The organism is Nocardia yamanashiensis, assembly GCF_021183565.1.
Taxonomy (GTDB): domain Bacteria; phylum Actinomycetota; class Actinomycetes; order Mycobacteriales; family Mycobacteriaceae; genus Nocardia; species Nocardia yamanashiensis.
Genome location: NZ_CP089226.1, coordinates 4,460,418 through 4,478,388 on the forward strand (window position 1 = coordinate 4,460,418; position 17,971 = coordinate 4,478,388).

19 protein-coding genes are annotated in these 17,971 nt (G+C 69.2%); 11 read left to right on the forward strand and 8 right to left on the reverse strand.

Annotated features, from left to right (window positions below):
* The first annotated feature begins 23 nt into the window (after positions 1-23).
* Positions 24-446, forward strand: a complete 423-nt coding sequence (locus tag LTV02_RS21085; protein WP_233033154.1) for a CBS domain-containing protein — start codon at positions 24-26, stop codon at positions 444-446.
* 91 nt (positions 447-537) lie between these two features.
* Here LTV02_RS21085 and LTV02_RS21090 read toward each other — a convergent pair whose 3' ends face one another.
* From LTV02_RS21090 to LTV02_RS21105, 4 genes are all read right to left on the reverse strand, one after another.
* Positions 538-1,758, reverse strand: a complete 1,221-nt coding sequence (locus tag LTV02_RS21090; protein ID WP_408639241.1) for an NAD(P)-dependent malic enzyme — start codon at positions 1,756-1,758, stop codon at positions 538-540.
* A gap of 517 nt (positions 1,759-2,275) precedes the next feature.
* A complete protein-coding gene (locus LTV02_RS21095; protein WP_233033156.1) occupies positions 2,276-4,024 on the reverse strand; it encodes an FAD-dependent oxidoreductase in 1,749 nt (582 codons plus the stop codon).
* A 51-nt stretch (positions 4,025-4,075) separates the two neighbouring features.
* The gene (locus LTV02_RS21100; RefSeq protein WP_233033159.1) at positions 4,076-4,342 is read right to left on the reverse strand and encodes a hypothetical protein; all 267 of its coding nucleotides are present in this window, start codon (positions 4,340-4,342) and stop codon (positions 4,076-4,078) included.
* Positions 4,339-5,193, reverse strand: coding sequence for a PHP domain-containing protein (locus tag LTV02_RS21105; RefSeq protein WP_233033161.1), 855 nt, complete (start codon positions 5,191-5,193; stop codon positions 4,339-4,341). The genes LTV02_RS21100 and LTV02_RS21105 overlap by 4 nt, the downstream gene beginning before the upstream one ends.
* A gap of 71 nt (positions 5,194-5,264) precedes the next feature.
* Between LTV02_RS21105 and corA the strand changes: the two genes are divergently transcribed.
* Positions 5,265-6,347: a magnesium/cobalt transporter CorA gene (gene corA, locus LTV02_RS21110; RefSeq protein ID WP_408639242.1), complete on the forward strand. Its 1,083-nt coding sequence runs from the start codon at positions 5,265-5,267 to the stop codon at positions 6,345-6,347.
* A gap of 6 nt (positions 6,348-6,353) precedes the next feature.
* Here corA and LTV02_RS21115 read toward each other — a convergent pair whose 3' ends face one another.
* From LTV02_RS21115 to LTV02_RS21125, 3 genes are read right to left on the reverse strand one after another with little or no spacing between them, the layout of a single operon-like run.
* Positions 6,354-6,929, reverse strand: a complete 576-nt coding sequence (locus LTV02_RS21115; protein WP_233033163.1) for a suppressor of fused domain protein — start codon at positions 6,927-6,929, stop codon at positions 6,354-6,356.
* 4 nt (positions 6,930-6,933) lie between these two features.
* Positions 6,934-7,428: a general stress protein gene (locus LTV02_RS21120; RefSeq protein ID WP_067720146.1), complete on the reverse strand. Its 495-nt coding sequence runs from the start codon at positions 7,426-7,428 to the stop codon at positions 6,934-6,936.
* Between the two features lie 12 nt (positions 7,429-7,440).
* Positions 7,441-8,397 carry an HpcH/HpaI aldolase/citrate lyase family protein gene (locus LTV02_RS21125; RefSeq protein ID WP_233033165.1) on the reverse strand — a complete coding sequence of 319 codons (957 nt, stop codon included), beginning with the start codon at positions 8,395-8,397 and terminating at the stop codon, positions 7,441-7,443.
* Positions 8,398-8,491: 94 nt separating this feature from the next.
* On the opposite strand from LTV02_RS21125, the gene LTV02_RS21130 reads away from it, so the two are divergent.
* The 9 genes from LTV02_RS21130 (at position 8,492) to LTV02_RS21170 (ending at position 17,077) form a co-directional block, all read left to right on the forward strand.
* Complete coding sequence (locus tag LTV02_RS21130) at positions 8,492-9,817, forward strand: magnesium transporter MgtE N-terminal domain-containing protein (RefSeq protein ID WP_233033167.1); 1,326 nt, start codon at positions 8,492-8,494, stop codon at positions 9,815-9,817.
* Positions 9,814-10,401, forward strand: coding sequence for a DUF1003 domain-containing protein (locus LTV02_RS21135; RefSeq protein ID WP_067720141.1), 588 nt, complete (start codon positions 9,814-9,816; stop codon positions 10,399-10,401). Before LTV02_RS21130 ends, LTV02_RS21135 begins: the two co-directional genes overlap by 4 nt.
* A 157-nt stretch (positions 10,402-10,558) precedes the next feature.
* The gene (locus tag LTV02_RS21140; RefSeq protein WP_233033168.1) at positions 10,559-11,908 is read left to right on the forward strand and encodes a lytic transglycosylase domain-containing protein; all 1,350 of its coding nucleotides are present in this window, start codon (positions 10,559-10,561) and stop codon (positions 11,906-11,908) included.
* A gap of 200 nt (positions 11,909-12,108) precedes the next feature.
* On the forward strand, positions 12,109-12,975 hold the full coding sequence (locus LTV02_RS21145; protein ID WP_408639243.1) for a lytic transglycosylase domain-containing protein: 867 nt from the start codon (positions 12,109-12,111) through the stop codon (positions 12,973-12,975).
* A 43-nt stretch (positions 12,976-13,018) separates the two neighbouring features.
* Positions 13,019-14,155: an Mrp/NBP35 family ATP-binding protein gene (locus LTV02_RS21150; RefSeq protein WP_233033170.1), complete on the forward strand. Its 1,137-nt coding sequence runs from the start codon at positions 13,019-13,021 to the stop codon at positions 14,153-14,155.
* Between the two features lie 277 nt (positions 14,156-14,432).
* The gene (locus LTV02_RS39690) at positions 14,433-15,062 is read left to right on the forward strand and encodes a DivIVA domain-containing protein (protein ID WP_408639244.1); all 630 of its coding nucleotides are present in this window, start codon (positions 14,433-14,435) and stop codon (positions 15,060-15,062) included.
* Positions 15,059-15,634, forward strand: coding sequence for a DNA-3-methyladenine glycosylase I (locus tag LTV02_RS21160; RefSeq protein WP_233033173.1), 576 nt, complete (start codon positions 15,059-15,061; stop codon positions 15,632-15,634). The genes LTV02_RS39690 and LTV02_RS21160 overlap by 4 nt, the downstream gene beginning before the upstream one ends.
* A 165-nt stretch (positions 15,635-15,799) precedes the next feature.
* Complete coding sequence (locus LTV02_RS21165) at positions 15,800-15,967, forward strand: DUF3117 domain-containing protein (RefSeq protein ID WP_068918317.1); 168 nt, start codon at positions 15,800-15,802, stop codon at positions 15,965-15,967.
* A 141-nt stretch (positions 15,968-16,108) separates the two neighbouring features.
* Positions 16,109-17,077: a putative RNA methyltransferase gene (locus LTV02_RS21170; RefSeq protein WP_408639245.1), complete on the forward strand. Its 969-nt coding sequence runs from the start codon at positions 16,109-16,111 to the stop codon at positions 17,075-17,077.
* Here LTV02_RS21170 and LTV02_RS21175 read toward each other — a convergent pair.
* The gene (locus LTV02_RS21175) at positions 17,049-17,966 is read right to left on the reverse strand and encodes a LysR family transcriptional regulator (protein WP_233033174.1); all 918 of its coding nucleotides are present in this window, start codon (positions 17,964-17,966) and stop codon (positions 17,049-17,051) included. The genes LTV02_RS21170 and LTV02_RS21175 overlap by 29 nt on opposite strands.
* Positions 17,967-17,971 lie beyond the last annotated feature (5 nt).

Sequence of the window (17,971 nt, forward strand, 5' to 3'; positions counted from 1 at the left end):
CCATCCGAATCAGGAGGTTGCAAGTGAAGGCTCGCGACATCATGCACCGGAGTGCGGAATGTATCCCGGCGGACGAAACCCTGGACCGCGCGGCCCAGATGATGCGCAATATGGATGTCGGCGCACTCCCCATCTGCAATGGTGACCAGCTCATCGGCATGCTCACCGATCGCGACATCGTCATTCGATGCGTCGCCGAAGGACACGATCCGAGCCGGGTGCGGGCCGGTGATCTCGCCCAGGGCCGGGTCTGGTCGGTCGATATGGACACCGACGTCAGCGAGGTGCTCGACGTCATGGAGAAGAACCAGATCAAGCGGATGCCGGTGCTGGATATGCGCAAGGGCAATCAGCTCATGGGCATGATCTGCGAATCCGATCTGGCCAAGAACATCAGCGACGCGCAGCTGGCCGAATTCGTCTCGGCCGTGGCGACACCGCACTGAGCCGGGCCGGAGGCGAATCACGCCAGAGAAAAGGCCCCGTCCAGTAGGACGGGGCCCCTCGTTGTTCGCTTGTCGCGCAGCGACGGTCAGCTCACGCCACGCCCTCGGCGCGCGCGGCCGCACCCACGGCCTCGGCCACGGCCGGGGCGACGCGCGGGTCCAGCGGGCTGGGGATGATCTTGTCCACGGCCAGCTCGTTCGCCACCACCCCGAAGATGGCGTCGGCGGCGGCGACCTTCATGCCCTCGGTGATGCGGCGCGCGCCCACGTCCAGCGCACCCTTGAACACGCCGGGGAAGGCGAGCACGTTGTTGATCTGGTTCGGGAAGTCCGAGCGACCGGTCGCCACGATGGCCGCGTACTTGGCCGCCACCTCCGGGTGGATCTCCGGGTTCGGGTTGGACATGGCGAACACGATCGACTCCGGCGCCATCGAGGCGATGAGCTCCTCGGGGATGGTGCCCGCCGACAGGCCCAGGAACACGTCCGCGCCCGCGAGCGCCTCGGCCGGGCCGCCGGTGATATTGCGCGGGTTGCTGCGCTTGGCCAGATCCGCCTTGACGTCGTTCAGGTCGGTGCGGTCCTGCGACACGATGCCCTTGGAGTCGAGCACGATGATGTCCGGCACGCCCGCGGCGAGCAGGATCTCGGTGCACGCCACGCCGGCCGCGCCCGCACCCGACACCACGACCTTGAGGGCCGACATATCCCGATTCTGCAGGGCCGCAGCGCCCTTCAGCGCCGCCAGCACCACGATGGCGGTGCCGTGCTGGTCGTCGTGCATGACCGGGCAGTCCAGGGCCTCGATGACGCGCTTCTCGATCTCGAAGCAGCGCGGCGCGGAGATGTCCTCCAGGTTGACCGCGCCGAAGCTCGGGCGCAGGCGGATCAGGGTCTCGACGATCGCGTCCGGATCCTTGGTGTCGAGCACCAGCGGGATGGAGTCGAGTCCGGCGAACTTCTTGAACAGGGCCGCCTTGCCCTCCATCACCGGCAGCGAGGCGCGCGGGCCGATATCGCCCAGGCCCAGCACGGCGGTGCCGTCGGAGACGACCACGACGAGGCGCTCGGCCCAGGTGTAGGTCTTGGCGAGGGATTCGTCCTCGGCGATGCCGAGGCACACCTTCGCCACGCCCGGGGTGTAGGCGATGGAAAGGTCGCGCTGGGTTTCCAGCGGCGCGGTGAGTTCGACCGAGAGCTTGCCGCCCAAATGACCGGCGAAAATTTCTTCCGTGGTGATGTCGGCCAAATTCCCGGCGGCGGGCGCGGGGGTGGCCTGGGTGGCATTCACTGCTTCAGTCACGGGTGACACGATTTCACTCCTGCTCGATGCGGACTCAACCGTTTGACGGTTACCGTTCGGTAATAGGTAATTGGGTTCTTGTGCTCAAAAGGGAAGTGCGCGGATCACTTCCCGGCAAGCCGTTGCGGACGGAACCTTGCCACTGGATCGGGGCAAGCACCGGTAAGTATTACGGCTTAACGGAAGCGTGTCGCGGCACAATCGTCGAGCGAACCGGACGGGTGGGTCCGGGCGATGCCGGGGTGATCCCGGAAGAACCCGCGAGTTTGCGGATCGTGATCACCGAGTCTCCCGGGCCGGGCGGTGGCTGCGGCCGGGGGTCGACACATTCTGCCAGGAGCCGCGACGACGTGCCAAATCGGCCTCACGGCCCATCGCGGTAGTTCGTCATCACCGAAGAGTAGGAGACCCGGATCACCCCCGGGTTAAGGGAAACTCCCACGTCGGAACCCGATCGCGGAGAAGTGTCACAACGGCGTCGCATACCGTGCGGTGAGGAGTCACGAACCGGTCGCGGACCCGGATGTCAAGCGGGAGTTGCTTGCGGGACGGCATGGTCGAAACCGGTGGCGTCGAGGCGTTCGGGGCGGACCCAGACGTCGCCGACGCCGCCGGAGAGCAGGCGGACACGCCAGTCGTTGGCCGCGCCGGGATGGTCGGTGCGGCGGTGCATGCCGCGGGTTTCGGTGCGGGCCAGGGCGGAGTACTTGGTCCAGCGGGCCACGGCCAGCAGGGCGGCGGCCTGGCGGGCGCGCAGCCGGGCCGCGCCCGCGCCGCCGAGGTCGAACTCCGCTCCGGGCCACATACCGTCGAGTTCGGCGATGCTGTCGCGCAGGCTGCCGTCGCTGCGCCAGTAGGAGCGGCGCAGCGGCAGGGTGTGCTCCTGCACCAGCCCGACGATGGCGCGGGGGTCGATGCGGGCCTTGTCGCCGAGGCCAGCGCCCCGCACCGGGCGGGTCTTGCCGAGGCGGCGGCGGGTGGCGGCGAAACGGGCCGCGGCGGCGCCGGACCAGACTCCGGACGAGATCGCCCAGGCGCCGTTCTGGCCGCCGAAACCGCTGACCGCGCCGGTGATCGGCTCGCGGGTGGTGACGTCCCCGGCGCCGTAGAGGCCCGGGATCGTGGTCGCGCAATCGGGTCCGGCCAGGCGCAGGCCGCCGGTGCCGCGCACGGTGCCTTCCAGCACGGCGCGCAGCGGCACCCGCCCGGACCAGTTGGCGCCGCCCTGCTGCACGAGTTCGGCGCGCAACGGCGCGGGCAGATCGTCGAACGCCGCGTACACCCGGCGGCCGTCGGCGATAGCGGTGAAAACCTGTGCGCGCGAGCCGCATCCGTGACCGAACAGCACTTCCCGCGATTCGTCGTAGAGCGTCGCGAAATGCATCAACTGCCCGGGGGCGAACGGCGCCGAGCCGCCGGCCCAGGCATCGCGGCCGTGCTCGGCCATCACCCCGTCGGCATCGCGGCCGCGCGGGCCCCCGCCGCCGTGGGTCCAGCCGGCCAGCCCCTGCTCGGCCATCGACCCGTCGGAACCCGCACGCGCGGCCGCGGTATCGCAGCGCCGGTCGGTCCGGGCCGGGGCCGCGGCGAAGGCCGGGACCAGGGAATACGCATTGGAGAATTCCATGCCGGACAGGTCTGCTCCGGCCTCCGCCCCCATGAGCAGGCCCTCGCCGGTGTTCACATCGGTGCCCGCGCCGCCGGACAGGAAGGCGCAGCCGCCGGTGGCGAGGACCACGGCCTTGGCGCGCGCGGTCCAGGTGTGGCATTCGCGCAGACCGCCGGAATGGGGCGGATAGGCGATGCCGGCCGCCCCGGAGACGGTGCCGTCGGAGTCGGCGAGCAATTGCAGGACGGGGTGGTGGTCGAGGATCCGCACCCCGGCGATGACCAGGCTGCGCCGCATCCGGCCCAGATAGCGGGCCCCGTCCAGGTAGATCCGCGCGGGCCGGGCGGCATGCTCGCCCTGGAAGCGGAAGCCGCCCTGCACCAGTTGCGCGACCCGCCGGTGGGTCTCGTCCAGCACCCGGTACATCCATTCCGGATCGCCCAGGCCGCCGCCGTGCGCGTAGTTCTGTGCGACGGCCGCGTCGCGGGAGCGGCCGGGCGGGATGTTCCAGAGCGTGACCCCGCCGCGCGCGGTGGGCCCGCTGGCGCCGCAGCGGGCCTTGTCGACCACGATCACCCGAGCTCCGGCGGCAGCGGCCGCCAGGGCGGCCCAAGTCCCCGCGGGACCACCACCCAGCACCAGCACATCGGCGTCGAATTCGGTCATATCGACAAATGTTCGTGGACAGTTCAACTGCCCGCAACCGTTATGCGTATTTCAATTCCACCACTGTGTCCACAGCAGATATCCGGCTACAACGAAAACAACCATAGAACCGGAAAAAGCGGCGAAACCCTGACGCCGATCAGTGAAAATCTGTGCCGCCAAAGCCAATAGCGCGCCCGCCACATGCCAGGCCACCGAGGAGGCTCCGGGGCCCGGAAAACCACGCCGAGCACCGATGATCGCGGCGCCGACGACCACCGCCGCCAGCACCACCACCCCACCCGTCACGACTCCGCTCAGACCCCGGAGCACCTTCATGCGGTGATCACCGGCACCCCGGTGGCTTTGCCCACGATTTCCTCGAATTGCGTTGGGTCGGTGGTGAATTCACCGAGACGAATGGTTTTGTTCGCACCGTGATAGTCGGAGGAACCGGTCGTTACCAGACCGAGTTCGGCGGCCAGGCCGCGAAGAATCTCGCGATCCTCGGCGCTGTGATCGACGTGGTCGATCTCCAGCCCGCCCAGACCCAGCGACGCCAGCTCCCGGATGTGATCGAGCGCGAGCAGCCGCCCGCGCTTGCGCGCCCGCGGATGCGCGACCACCGACACGCCGCCGGCCGCCGCGACCATCTCCACCGCGCGCTGCAACGGCGTGTCGGCCTTCTCGACGTAGTACCGGCCGTGCGGGGCGAGCAGATCCTCGAAGGCCGCGTCCACCGTCGGGACCACCCCGGCGTTCACCAGCGCCCGCGCGAGGTGCGGACGGCCCGCCGACGGACCGGCGGAGGCCATCACCTCGTCCGGATCGACCGGGAGCCCGTCGGCGGCCATGTGCTCGGCGATGGCGCGCAAGCGCACGATGCGCTCGGCGCGCAGGCGTTCGCGCTCCTGCGCGAAGCATTCGTCGGCAGGATCGAACAGGTAGGCCAGCAGGTGCACCGGCACCGGCCAGCCGTCCTCGCCATTGCCCACACACGACATCTCCATGCCGCGCACCAGGGTCAGCCCCGGCGGTAGCGCCTCGACCGCCTCGGCCCACCCGGAGGTGGTGTCGTGGTCGGTGAGCGCCACCACGTCGAGTCCGGCGGCGGCCGCCTTGCCGATCAGCTGCGCCGGGGTGTCGGTGCCGTCGGAGGCGTTGGAATGGGTGTGGAGATCGATACGCACAGGGTCTATCTTGCCTGCGCGATCGCGGAGGTCCCGGGCGGCCGGTCGGTGCGCGGCTAGCATCGTCAGACGTGTCTTCGATTCCGCCGCTGCCGTCCTTCCACTGGCCCGGGCGCTCCGGCGAGCCGCCGGGCAAGCACCCGAAGCCGAAAGTGCCCGCCGACAAGATCATCGACTGCGCGCTCTACCTCGACGGGCACCGGCAGCAGGAGCACTGCACCTATCGGGAGGCGCTGACCGAGGTGCGGGCGCAGGGCAACGGCTTCGTCTGGCTCGGCCTGCTGGAACCCGGCGATGCCCTGATGGCCGATGTGGCAAAGACTTTCGGCCTGCACCAGCTGGCGGTGGAGGACGCCGTCACCGCGCATCAGCGGCCGAAACTGGAGCGCTACGACGATGTGCTGTTCCTGGTGCTGCGCACGGTGCAGTATCACGAGCACGAGCTCAATACGCTCAGCGAGATCGTGGACACCGGCGAGATCATGGTGTTCCTCGGACCGGATTTCGTGATCACGGTGCGGCACGGCGATCACACCGGATTGGCCGGGGTGCGTGGCCGATTGGAGGCCGATTCGGCGCAGTTGAAGCTGGGTCCGGGCGCGGTGCTGCACGCGGTGGCCGACCATGTCGTCGACTCGTATATCGAGGTCACCCAGGCCATGGAGGACGATGTCGCGGCGATGGAGGAGGAAGTCTTCACGCCCGGTAGCAAGATCGTCATCGAGGCGGTTTATCAGCTCAAGCGCGAAGTCGTGGAATTGCGCCGGGCGGTCAAGCCGTTGGCGCTGCCGCTGCAACTGCTCGCCCACGATTCGGCCATGCCGATTCCCAAGGAGATCCGGCGCTACATGCGCGATGTGGCCGATCACCACATGCAGGTGACCGAGCAGATCACCGATTTCGACGAATCACTGAGCGCGTTGATCAATGCCGCGCTGGCCAAGGTGAGCGTCCAGCAGAACACCGATATGCGCAAGATCTCCGCCTACGCGGCCATGGCGGCGGTGCCGACCATGATCGCGGGCGTGTACGGCATGAATTTCGACCACATGCCGGAATTGCGATGGACTTTCGGCTATCCGGTCGTGATCGCGCTCATGGTGCTGCTGTGCGCCGGGCTGTACGCGAACTTCCACCGCAACAACTGGTTGTGAACCCGTTCAGAGGGTCGCGGCGCCGCGATCCGGGTCGCGCACATCGATTTTCGCTTCCGCCCAGGCATCCCGCAGGGCCGAGGCGCCGCGAATTCGCACCCACGCCGCCTCGGTCGCGGTGATGGGCGTGACCGTCAGAAACCGCACGGGCTCAGCGGGTTCCGGCAGCTCCACCGCCGGAATGCCGCTCTCCCCCAGCAGGGCAGCGGTGAAGGAAGCGTTGGCCCACAACGGTTCCCCGAGATCGAGCAGCGCATCGGGTTGCAGCACAACGCCTTCCACCGATGGCGCGGCGACCAGCACGCCGAGCGACCGGGTCAGCCCCGCGCCCGCGCCCACTCCCCCGCGCAGGCTCAGCACCAGTTCCGCGCGCGGCCCGCGCACCGGATCCGCCAGCGCCGCCGCCGGATCCGTCATGGGGTGGCGTGAACCGCCCACCGTCACGTAGTGCACCACCTCGTCGCCCGGGATCCGCAGGATCTCGATGGGCTCCAGGCCCAGGAAGGTCACCGAGGCCGAATCGGCCGAGTCCACCCCGAAATAGCCGAGCGTCGCGGCCCGGACCTTGTCCAGCACATCCATCGAACTAGATCGCCAGCCGGGCGATCAGGTCACGCGCCTGCTCGGCGACCTTCGGGTCGCACAGCACGTCGTAACGGCCGGCCACCAGCTGCATGGTGGAAGCGAAGTCGCGCTGCCCGCGGGTGGCGGCGTACGGGATGGTGGTGGAGATGACGCCGAACACGATGCCGCCGACCAGGCCCACCACCAGCGGGCCGAACACGTGCCCGCCGGTGCCGAACAGGCTCAGCAGCAGGCCGATGAACAGACCCAGCCAGGCGCCCGAAACAATGCCCCCGCCAATGACTTTCCCCCAGGTCAGCCGGTAGAGCACGCGCTCCACCTGCATGAGGTCGACACCGACGATGGTCACGTTCTCGACCGGGAAGGCATTGTCGGCCAGATAGTCGACGGCCCGTTGCGCCTCGGCGTAGGTCGGGTACGAGCCGACCGGCCACCCCGACGGCGGCGTGGGCAGGCCCGGACGGTTCCGGCTCGAGTTCCCCAAGGGATTCGTCATGACTCCATCATGCTATTTCGCATCGTCGGACGGGGGCACGAAACGCGTGGTTCGCGTCATTCCCGCCGCCCGTCCTTTATCGGCTATGACCTGCGCCATTTTCGCGCTGGCCTCATCGATCATCTCATCTCCGAGCATGACCGCGCCGCGCGCGCCGCCGTCGACCGAGGTGTGGAAGGCATAGGCGGCAAGGATCTCCTCCGCGCGGTCGTAGTCGGCCTGGCGCGGGCTGAAGATCTCGTTGCAGGCGGCGACCTGGTCCGGATGCAGCACCCATTTGCCGTCGAAGCCGAGCGCGGCGGTGCGAGATGCGTTGCGGCGGAAGCCATCCACGTCGCGCACCGCCAGGTACGGGCCGTCGATGGCCTGCAACCCGTGCGCCCGCGCGGCGAGCAGAATCGTCATGTAGATGTGGTGGTAGGCGTCGCCGGGCTCGTAGCCCTCGGGCTGTTCGCCGACCACCAGCGTGCGCATATTGATGCTCGCCATGAAGTCCGCGGGCCCGAACACGAGGGTCTGCACGCGCGGCGAAGCGGTGGCGATGGCGTCGATATTGCGCAGGCCGAGCGCGTTTTCGATCTGCGGCTCGATCCCGATCCGCCCGACCTGCAGGCCGTGCGTCTTCTCCAGCTGCGTCAGCAGCAGGTCCAGCGCCTGCACCTGCCCGGCGTCGGTCACCTTGGGCAGCAGGATGGCGTCGATATTCGCGCCCGCGCCCTCCACCACCGAGATCACATCGCTATAGGTCCAGGCCGTGGTCCAGTCGTTGACCCGGACCACCCGGATCTTGCCTTCCCAGCCCGGCTGGTTCAGCGCGGCCACGATATTGGCGCGCGCCGCTTCCTTCGCCGCCGGCGCGACCGCGTCCTCCAGATCCAGGAACACCTCGTCGGCCGCCAGGCCCTTGGCCTTCTCGATCATGCGCGGATTGCTGCCGGGGACGGCGAGCACCGATCGGCGGGATGTCATGGATCACTCCTTCGCTCTGCCAACAGGGCAAAGAACAGTTCGCGCTCGTGGCGCGGACAATTCGGGCAGTCGGTTACCACTAGCCTTGACAACCATGGCAGCGACGAAGGTTTTCGCCGCCCGGCTGGCGGGCCTGGTGGTGCTGGGACCGGACGGGGAGTCTATAGGCCGCATTCGCGACCTGGTGATCTCCATCCGCTATGACCGGCAGCAACCGAGGGTGCTCGGGCTGCTCGTCGAACTGCCCACGCGGAAGCGGATTTTCATGCCGATGCTGCGGGTGACCTCGGTCGAGCCGGGTTCGGTGACCCTGACCACCGGCACCATCAGCGTGCGGCGGTTCCAGCAACGACCGGGTGAAATGCTGGGCATCGCACAGCTGCTCGATTCCACCGTGCGCGTCGACGATCCGGAACTGCCGCAGCTGCAGGGCGTGGACGTGGTGGTGGTCGATCTCGGCATCGAGCAGACCCGCACCCGCGACTGGGTGGTGTCCCGGGTGGCGGTGCGCGAACGGCGGCGCCTCGGCGTGGGTTTCGGACGGCGCGGCGCGGTGCACGTGGTGGACTGGGCGCAGATCCGCGGGCTCACCCAGACCGAGCTGAACCTGCCCGGGCAGGACGTCACCCAGCTGCTCACCCAGTTCGAGGGCATGCGCCCGGCCGACGTCGCGCACCTGCTGCGCGATCTGCCGCGCAAGCGCCGCATCGAGGTGGCGGCGGCCTTCGACGACGAGCGCCTGGCCGACGTGGTGCAGGAGCTGCCGGAGAACGATCAGGTGGAGCTGCTCGAACAGCTCGGCGTGGAACGCGCCGCCGACCTGCTGGAGGCGATGGATCCCGACGACGCGGCCGACCTGCTGGGCGAGCTGCCCGCGGGCGAGGCGGAATCGCTGCTGGCGCTGATGGATCCGGAGGATTCCGAACCGGTGCGCCGGCTGCTCGAGCACGCGCCCTACACCGCCGGTGGTCTGATGACGCCGCGCGCGGTGGTGCTCACCCCGGCCACCACGGTCGCCGAAGCGCTCGCCCGGATCCGGAATCCGGAGCTGACGCCCGCGCTGGCCTCGATGGCGTTCGTGGTGCGCCCGCCGACCGCGACACCGACCGGTCGCTATCTCGGGTGCGTGCACTTCCAGCAACTACTGCGCGAACCCCCGGCGAACCTGGTGGGCGGCATCGTCGACGCCGATCTGGTGCAGCTGCGCCCGGACGCCCCGCTGACCGCCGTCACCCGCTATTTCGCCACCTACAACCTGGTCTGCGGACCCGTGGTGGACGACGAGAACCACCTGCTCGGCGCCGTCACCGTCGACGATGTGCTCGATCACCTGCTCCCCGAGGACTGGCGCGAGCAAGATGAAGACAATCACGACGTACACGGGCTGCCCGTGATCGACGGGACCGGAGGCCGCCCATGACCGACCGCATGGACAAACTGACCGCCCGGCAGCGCCTGGAAACACCCGTGGAGAGCCGATTCCGCGGATTCGACTGGGACGCCGAGGCGCTGGCCCGTTCCAGCGAGAACGTGGCGCGTTTCCTGGGCACCGGGCGCTATCTCGCCATCCAGACCATCGTGGTGATCGTCTGGATTCTGCTGAACGTCTTCGCGGTCTCGCTGCGCTGGGATCCGTACCCGTTCATCCTGCTCAACCTGGCTTTCTCCACCCAGGCCGCCTATGCCGCGCCGCTCATCCTGCTGGCCCAGAACCGGCAGGACAATCGCGACCGGGTGGCCCTGGAGGAGGACCGCACCCGGGCCGCGCAGACCAAGGCCGACACCGAATTCCTGGCGCGCGAGCTCGCCGCGCTGCGACTCGCCGTAGGTGAGGTCGCGACACGCGACTATCTGCGGCGAGAACTGGAAGATGTAAAGGAAACACTGGTCAGGCTGGAAAAATTGGCCTCTGACGACGAGGTCACGCGGGTGAAAAAGGCCAAGAAGAGTACCGATCGAAAGAGGTCCGAGGTACCGATTTCGCCGCGAAAAGATGGCGAGTAACCGCACAAGTTGTACACAACAAGCTGACTGATGGGTAACCTGGATCACGTTGTTCCGAGCGACCGACCCAGACAGCTCCTCCGGGAGACCGTCCTCACTTAGGGCCCGGCCGCACGACTGAGGGGATTGTGTGGTGGCGAAGAGAATATCTGCACCGGTGACAGCGTCGGCGCTCCTGATCGCGGGTCTGGTCACCGCCGGTTCGGCCACCAATACCGCCGTCCACACCCCGGCCCCGCAGGCCGCCCCCGACGCGCTGCTCGCGGCCGCCGCCAGCGACACCGGGGCGGTCGCCGAAGTCCCCGCCGACCAGACCGTCGGCCTGGTCCCGGCCGCCGCCGAGGCGCCCCGCAAACTCAGCGCGCTCACCCCGCCCGCGGACGGCAGCCCGCTCTTCGGCGGCACCGTGCCGCTGCAGAACATCGCCCTGCCCGGCGGCGCCGGCGCGCTCGGCATCCCCGAGATCGTGCTCGCCGCCTACCGCAACGCCGAACTGGCGCTGCAATCCCAGATGCCCGGCTGCGGGCTGCCCTGGAACCTCCTCGCGGGCATCGGGCGCATCGAGTCCGCGCACGCGAGCAATGGCCGCACCGATGCCGCGGGCACCTCCATCACGCCCATCTTCGGCCCGGCGCTGGACGGCACGCTGCCCGGCAACGAGATCATCAAGGCCGCCGACGGCGGCTACGTGCGCGCCGTCGGGCCCATGCAGTTCCTGCCGAGCACCTGGGCCAACTACGCCTCCGACGGCAATGGCGACGGAGTCTCCGACCCGCACAACGTCTTCGACGCCGCGCTGGCCGCGGGCAAGTACCTGTGCTCCGGCGGGCTGGACCTGCGCGACGCCGCGCAGCAGCTGAAAGCCGTACTGCGCTACAACAATTCGATGACCTACGCGGCCCAGGTGCTGAGCTGGTCGAACGCCTACAAGACCGGCGGCGCGCCCGCCCCGGTGGCCATCTCGGCCGAAATGGTGCAGCCGGGCACGCTGGGCAACGGGGTGGACTACAGCGCCGCCAGCGCCACCCTGCCGACCACCACCGAGGCGCCGGTCGCCACCACCACGGTGGCCCCGCAGACGCAGACCCAGGTGATGATCACCATCCCCGGCCTGCCGCCCATCCCGTGCGGCATCTTCTGCCCCGCGCCCGTGCAGCCCGCCAATCCCTGTGAGCAGGCGGCGGTTTCGCAGGACAAGCCGGAGCAGGCGGCCAAGGAGAACGAGGCCGGCCAGACCGAGGGCGCCGCGCAGAACGGCGAGACGCAGGTCTTCGGACCCGACGGCAAGCCGGTCCAGGAACAGGCCAAGTGCACCCCGGCGACCCAGGAACAGCCGGCCCAGCAGCAGGCCCAGCAACCGCAGGAACAGGCCGCGCCCGCGCCGGAGACCACCCAGGAGGCGCAGGCCGCTCCGGCGCCCGAGGCGGCTCCGGTGACGACCACCGAGAACCCCGGCATCACGCTCCCGTTCGGCATCACCATCCCGATGCCCGCCCCGGCGCAGTAACCGCGCGAAACTCTCCGATCCGAAGGCGTGAGGGCTTGTCCCTCACGCCTTTTCGGGCAATTCGGGCAGTTCAGCAGGGCTTTCGAGACCAAACCTGAGAATTAATCACGGATCGGTAACAGGAAGGTCTCGAATGCGGTAACGTAGCTGTCATTGCGAAACCCCGGTCTCATCCGATGGCAATGGAGGGCAACCACACAGTGGGACGTCACCGTAAACCCCCGGTCCCGAAAGTTCGGCGCGGATCGGTCATCGCATTGACCGGACTCATCCCGACCGGGCTCGCCACGGTCACCGGCGCCGCCGACGGATCGCTCGCCGAACAGCTCTCAGCACATGTGGAGCAACGACTTTCGGCCGAATCCGACGACCACCTACCCAGACCGGAGGCGGCCGGCCAGGTCGCCGCCCAGGAGCCGGTACTGCGCGAGGCCAAACAGCTCGCGCCGCCGCCCCCGCCGGTCGTGAAAACCGTCGCCCAGCCCGACGGCCGGGTGCCCGCCGCACTGCCCGCCGGACCGCTCGGCATGCCGGGCATCTCCGAGCAGGCCTACCGGAACGCGGAACGCCTGCTGGCAGCGGACAATCCGACCTGCAATATGCCGTGGACCATGCTGGCCGGCATCGGGCGGGTGGAATCCACGCACGCGTTCGGCGGCAAGGCCGATACCGAGGGCAATCCGCTGGATCCGATCTACGGGCCGGTGCTGGACGGAAGCCTCTACGGCAACAACGTGATTCACGATACCGACGGCGGCGAGCTGGACGGTCTGGCCGGATACGACCGGGCCATCGGGCCGATGCAGTTCCTGCCCGAGACCTGGCGGCACTACGCGGCCGACGGCAACGGCGACGGCATCGCGGATCCGCAGAACCTGTACGACGCGGCCCTCACCGCGGGCAAGTACCTGTGCTCCGGCAATCTCGATATGCGGGACGCGGCCCAGCAGACCCGGGCCATCCTGCGCTACAACAACTCCATGGCCTACGTGGCGAACGTGATGGCCTGGGAGACCGCCTACGGCTCCGGCCTGGCGCCCTCGGCGGCCGCGCTGCCGCGCATCTGACACCCGCCGAGGGGTTGCTCGCGCTCACTCCTAGACTTTCGGTATGCCAGTGGTAACGGAATCGGATGTGCGGGGCGCGCTCGCGAAGGTGGACGACCCGGAGATCCGGAAACCGATCACCGAACTGGGCATGGTGAAAAGCGTCGAGATCGGCGCCGACAGCAGTGTCCATGTCGTGATCTACCTGACGACTTCGGCCTGCCCGATGAAATCGGCCATCCAGGAACGCGTCAGCAAGGCCGTCGCGGACGTGGCGGGGGTCGGGTCCATCACGGTCGGCCTCGATGTCATGAACGACGAGCAGCGCACCGAACTGCGCAAGAAGCTGCGCGGCGATGCGGCCGAACCGGTCATCCCGTTCGCCCAGCCCGGCTCGCTCACCCGCGTCTACGCGGTCGCCTCCGGTAAGGGCGGCGTCGGAAAGTCTTCCGTCACCGTGAATCTCGCCGCCGCCATGGCCGCCAAGGGGCTGTCGGTCGGCGTGCTCGACGCCGATATCTACGGCCATTCGGTGCCCCGCATGCTCGGCACCGATCAGCGCCCGACCCAGGTCGAGCGGATGATCATGCCGCCCATCGCGCACGACGTGAAGGTCATCTCGATCTCCATGTTCACCCAGGGCAACACGCCCGTCGTCTGGCGCGGCCCGATGCTGCACCGCGCGCTGCAGCAGTTCCTGGCCGACGTCTTCTGGGGCGATCTCGACATCCTGCTGCTGGACCTGCCGCCCGGCACCGGCGACGTGGCCATCTCCCTCGCGCAGCTGATCCCGAACGCCGAGATCCTGGTCGTCACCACCCCGCAGCTGGCCGCCGCCGAGGTGGCCGAGCGAGCCGGGTCGATCGCGCTGCAGACCCGCCAGCGCATCGCCGGCGTGGTGGAGAACATGTCCTGGCTGGACCTGCCCGACGGCTCCCGCATGGAGCTCTACGGCTCCGGCGGCGGACAGACCGTGGCGGACAACCTGACCCGCGCCGTCGGCGCCAACGTGCCGCTGCTGGGCCAGATCCCGATCGAGCAGTCGCTGCGCGAGGCCGGCGACGAAGGCACCCCGATCGTCCTGCGCGACCCCGAATCCGCCTCCGGCCAGGCCCTGCTCGGCATCGCCGACAAACTGGCGGTCCGCCGCCGCGGGCTCGCGGGCATGTCCCTGAACATCGACACCACCCGCCACCTGTAGCAAGCACAGGATCGAAGGCCCGCGCCCGTTGCCGAGCAACGGGCGCGGGCCTTCGCCGTTCGCCCGACCGGAACGATCCGAAAGGTGACGACTGATCTCGCGGCGGTCCGGGCAATTCGTCGGGTACCTCCGGAATCGGGTTGGTTCCGTCCGCTGAATACACGGGGAGGCGGTGGGACACACTCGGGGAGGCAGTGGGGCGCTGTGGAATTCGACGGCCGGATTCCGCCAGGGGTGACGGCGGCTTCGCGTGCGGACTCCACCTAAGCTCGGGGGCATGCTCACGCTGTTGCTGTACGTGCTGATCGTCGGGTTGGTCGCCGCGCTGCTGTTCCTGCTGGCGAGCGCGCTGTTCGGCCGGTCGGAGGAGCTGGGCCCGCTGCCCGAGGGGACCACTGCCACCGTGCTGCCGGTGGCGGGGATCAGCGGCAGCGATGTGCGGGCGCTGCGCTTCCAGCAGGTGTTCCGGGGGTACAAGGCGGGCGAGGTCGATTGGGCGCTGGCCCGACTGGCGGGCCGGATCGACGAACTGGAGAACGAGCTGGCCGAGACGCGCGCCTACGTGGCCGCCACCGCGCCGGAGCGGCCGCTCGCGGCCTCGAACCTCACCGCGCCGAATCCCGATGGCAGCGGGGCGGCTCCGAGCCCGGCCGAACCGTCCCCGCCGGACGGCGCCGGGAACGGCGCGACGGGCGCCACGACGCCGCCGCCGCGCCGGGTGCCCGGAGCCACGCCGTTGCCCCGGGTGCTGCCCGGCGATCCGGCTGCCGCCGACACGCCCGGCGCTGGTTCCGGATCGGCCACACCGGTTGCCGGAACCGTCGCCACCGAGGACGCGGGGTCCGCGCCGGGCGGGACGGGCGAAGGCCCGGCGGGCGAACGGAACGGCGAGGCCGAGGCCCGGTGACCGCCGGGGAGATCGCCGCGGACGGCCTGATCCGCTGCGGATGGGCGAAGGGCTCACAGCTCTATCTGGACTACCACGACGGGGAATGGGGCCGGGCGGTGCACGGCGACGACGCCCTGTTCGAGCGGATCTGCCTGGAGGCGTTCCAGTCGGGTCTGGCGTGGATCACCATCCTGCGCAAGCGGGAAGCCTTCCGCGCGGCCTTCGCCGGGTTCGTGATAGAGAAGGTGGCGGCCTTCGGCCCGGCCGATGTGGAACGGCTCATGACGGATCCGGGCATAGTTCGCAATCGCGCCAAGATCGAGGCGAGCGTCCATAATGCGCGTGTCGCCCGGGATCTCGGCGAGAGCCTCGACCGGCTGCTCTGGTCCTTCGCCCCGAGCCCCCGCAAACGCCCCCGCACCCTGTCCGATGTGCCCGCCGTCACAGCCGAATCCACCGCTCTCGCAAAAGAACTCAAGCGGCGCGGATTCAAATTCGTGGGACCCACGACTGCGTACGCACTCATGCAAGCGACGGGCATGGTAGACGACCACATCGCCGATTGCTGGGTGAATGTGGAGACACGCTGAACGCCACAACGGTCGGTTTTTGGAACTCAGGTACCCGCCCCGATCCGCGATAGGGAAGAATGGTCAGGGTGTAGCCCGCCACATGCCGGCGGGCTGCCTGGTTGGTGACAACTGGAGTTCCATGAAAGTGCGCAGTAGACCGCGCAGATCTGGAGGGAGCAGAGGATGGCGGCCATGAAGCCCCGCACCGGGGACGGTCCCCTCGAGGCAACCAAGGAAGGGCGTGGAATCGTCATGCGGGTTCCACTCGAGGGTGGCGGGCGTCTGGTCGTCGAGCTGACTCCGGACGAGGCCGCAGCGCTCGGTGACGAACTCAAGAATGTCACCGGTTAGTACGGACAATCCAACTCTCGGGACTCGCCGTGGAGTCGCAGCCTCCACGCCGTCGGACGCCCGAGGCCACGGTGAATGCCCCCGGATGCCCGGGGGCTTCGCCGTGACACCGGGGAGTTTCGCTCCGACCGTCCGCGTCCGGTGAACACCGGCCCCTTCTCGATCGGCACGGCCGAGGCATCCCCCGCGGATCGCCTCAGCGCCTGCGCCGATCTGCTGGCCTGCCCGGAGTGCGGCGGGCCGCTCGCGGCCGAAGCGCACACCCTGCGCTGCCCGCACGGTCACACCTTCGATATCGCCCGGCAGGGCTATGTCAGCCTGCTCACCGGTGCGTCCACCAAGATGACCGGCGATACCCCGGACATGCTGGACGCGCGGGGCCGATTCCAGGCGGCGGGCCATTTCGAACCGATCGCGACGGCGCTCGCGCGGGCGGCTCGGCGCGGCCATCGGCCCGGTGGTCCGGGCGCCACGGCCACCGCCTTCTCCGCCGGCCGCCTGGCCGGTCTGCTGCTCGCCGCGGACGAGCCTCGATCGCACGGCACGGGGGTGCTGGAGATCGGGGCCGGGACCGGTTACTACCTGGCCGCGGTGCTCGACGCGCTGCCAGGAGCGCGCGGCATCGCCTTGGATGTGTCCAAGCCCGCGGTGAAACGGAGCGCGCGAGCGCACGGCCGCGCGGGCGCGGTGCTCGCCGACGCGTGGCGCGGACTGCCGGTGCGGGACGGGGCGATGGGCGTGGTGCTGTCGGTGTTCGCACCGCGCAATGCGGACGAGGTGGCCCGGGTGCTCACCGGCGACGGCCGATTCATTGTCGTGACCCCGACGGCGCGGCATCTGAGCGAACTCGTGGGCCCGCTGGAAATGGTCCGGGTGGATTCGGCGAAACAGGAGCGGCTCACCGAATCATTGGGCGGCCGTTTCGAATTGCTGGACCGCACCGAGGTCGAATATTCGATGCTGCTCACGCACGCCGATATCGCGGCGGTGGCCGGGATGGGTCCCTCGGCTTTTCACGCCGCAGCGGACCGCTCCGCGCGCATTGCGGCACTGCCGGATCCGCTCCCCGTCACCGCCTCGGTCACGGTGTCGAGCTATCGGCGGCGCTGACCCCGCGATTGGGCAGCAGCGCGAGGAGATTCCGCACCAGCGCGCGATTCTCGTCGGTCCGGTGCGCCGTATAGATGGTGGTGACCGCCGAGGTGCCGGCGAGCGGAATGATCCGCACCGAAGCCGGGGCCGTGAAGGTGGCGCTGCGCGGCGCGATGGTGATGCCCAGCCCCGCCGCCACCAGGTACAGGATGATCGTCCAGTTGGTGGCCTCCTGCACGATGTGCGGCCGGCGGCCGGATTCCAGCATCGGCGACAGGTTCTTGTCGTGGGCCAGTGAGCCCGCCGCGCGCGGAAAGAACACCATCGGGCTGTCGGCGAGCTCCGCCCCGGTGATGGTGTCCCGCCCGGCGAGCGCATGATCGCTGGGCACGATGGCCACGAACGGTTCGGTCATGAGCGGTTCGGTGCTGATGCCAGGCAGCGGATCCGGATCGCGGACGATGGCGGTGTCGAGCGCTCCGGTGGCCAGTTTCTCCATCAGATGGCTCGTATAACCCTCCACCAGATCGACTTCCACCAGCGGGAACCGTTCCCGGAATGCGCGCACCCCGCGCAACGGTTCGAGCGGCAGCACCGAGGGCACGAACCCCAGGTAGAGCGTGCCCTGACTGCCCTGCCCGATGCGCGCGACCTCCGCCAGGTCGCGCGCGGCGTGCCCGAGCAGCGGCCGGGCGCGTTCGCACAGCACCTGCCCGGCCGGGGTGAGCACGACGGTCCTCGAGGTGCGGTCGAAGAGCTTGGCCCCGAGCAGGGTTTCCAGGCGCTGGATCTGCTGGGTGAGCGCGGGCTGGGCGATGTGCAGGCGCGCGGCGGCGCGCCCGAAGTGCAGTTCGTCGGCGACGGCCAGGAAATACCGCAGGTGGCGCAGCTCGACTCCATCAACCATAAGCT

Bases quoted from the DNA above. Each gene is read 5' to 3' on its own strand.
- LTV02_RS21175 (WP_233033174.1), bottom strand. From the start codon at position 17,966: ATGGTTGATGGAGTCGAGCTGCGCCACCTGCGGTATTTCCTGGCCGTC.
- LTV02_RS21125 (WP_233033165.1), bottom strand. From the start codon at position 8,397: ATGACATCCCGCCGATCGGTGCTCGCCGTCCCCGGCAGCAATCCGCGC.
- LTV02_RS21115 (WP_233033163.1), bottom strand. From the start codon at position 6,929: ATGGATGTGCTGGACAAGGTCCGGGCCGCGACGCTCGGCTATTTCGGG.
- LTV02_RS21120 (WP_067720146.1), bottom strand. From the start codon at position 7,428: ATGACGAATCCCTTGGGGAACTCGAGCCGGAACCGTCCGGGCCTGCCC.
- LTV02_RS21150 (WP_233033170.1), top strand. From the start codon at position 13,019: ATGCCAGTGGTAACGGAATCGGATGTGCGGGGCGCGCTCGCGAAGGTG.
- LTV02_RS21135 (WP_067720141.1), top strand. From the start codon at position 9,814: ATGACCGACCGCATGGACAAACTGACCGCCCGGCAGCGCCTGGAAACA.
- LTV02_RS21165 (WP_068918317.1), top strand. From the start codon at position 15,800: ATGGCGGCCATGAAGCCCCGCACCGGGGACGGTCCCCTCGAGGCAACC.
- LTV02_RS21130 (WP_233033167.1), top strand. From the start codon at position 8,492: ATGGCAGCGACGAAGGTTTTCGCCGCCCGGCTGGCGGGCCTGGTGGTG.
- LTV02_RS21095 (WP_233033156.1), bottom strand. From the start codon at position 4,024: ATGACCGAATTCGACGCCGATGTGCTGGTGCTGGGTGGTGGTCCCGCG.
- LTV02_RS21100 (WP_233033159.1), bottom strand. From the start codon at position 4,342: ATGAAGGTGCTCCGGGGTCTGAGCGGAGTCGTGACGGGTGGGGTGGTG.
- LTV02_RS39690 (WP_408639244.1), top strand. From the start codon at position 14,433: ATGCTCACGCTGTTGCTGTACGTGCTGATCGTCGGGTTGGTCGCCGCG.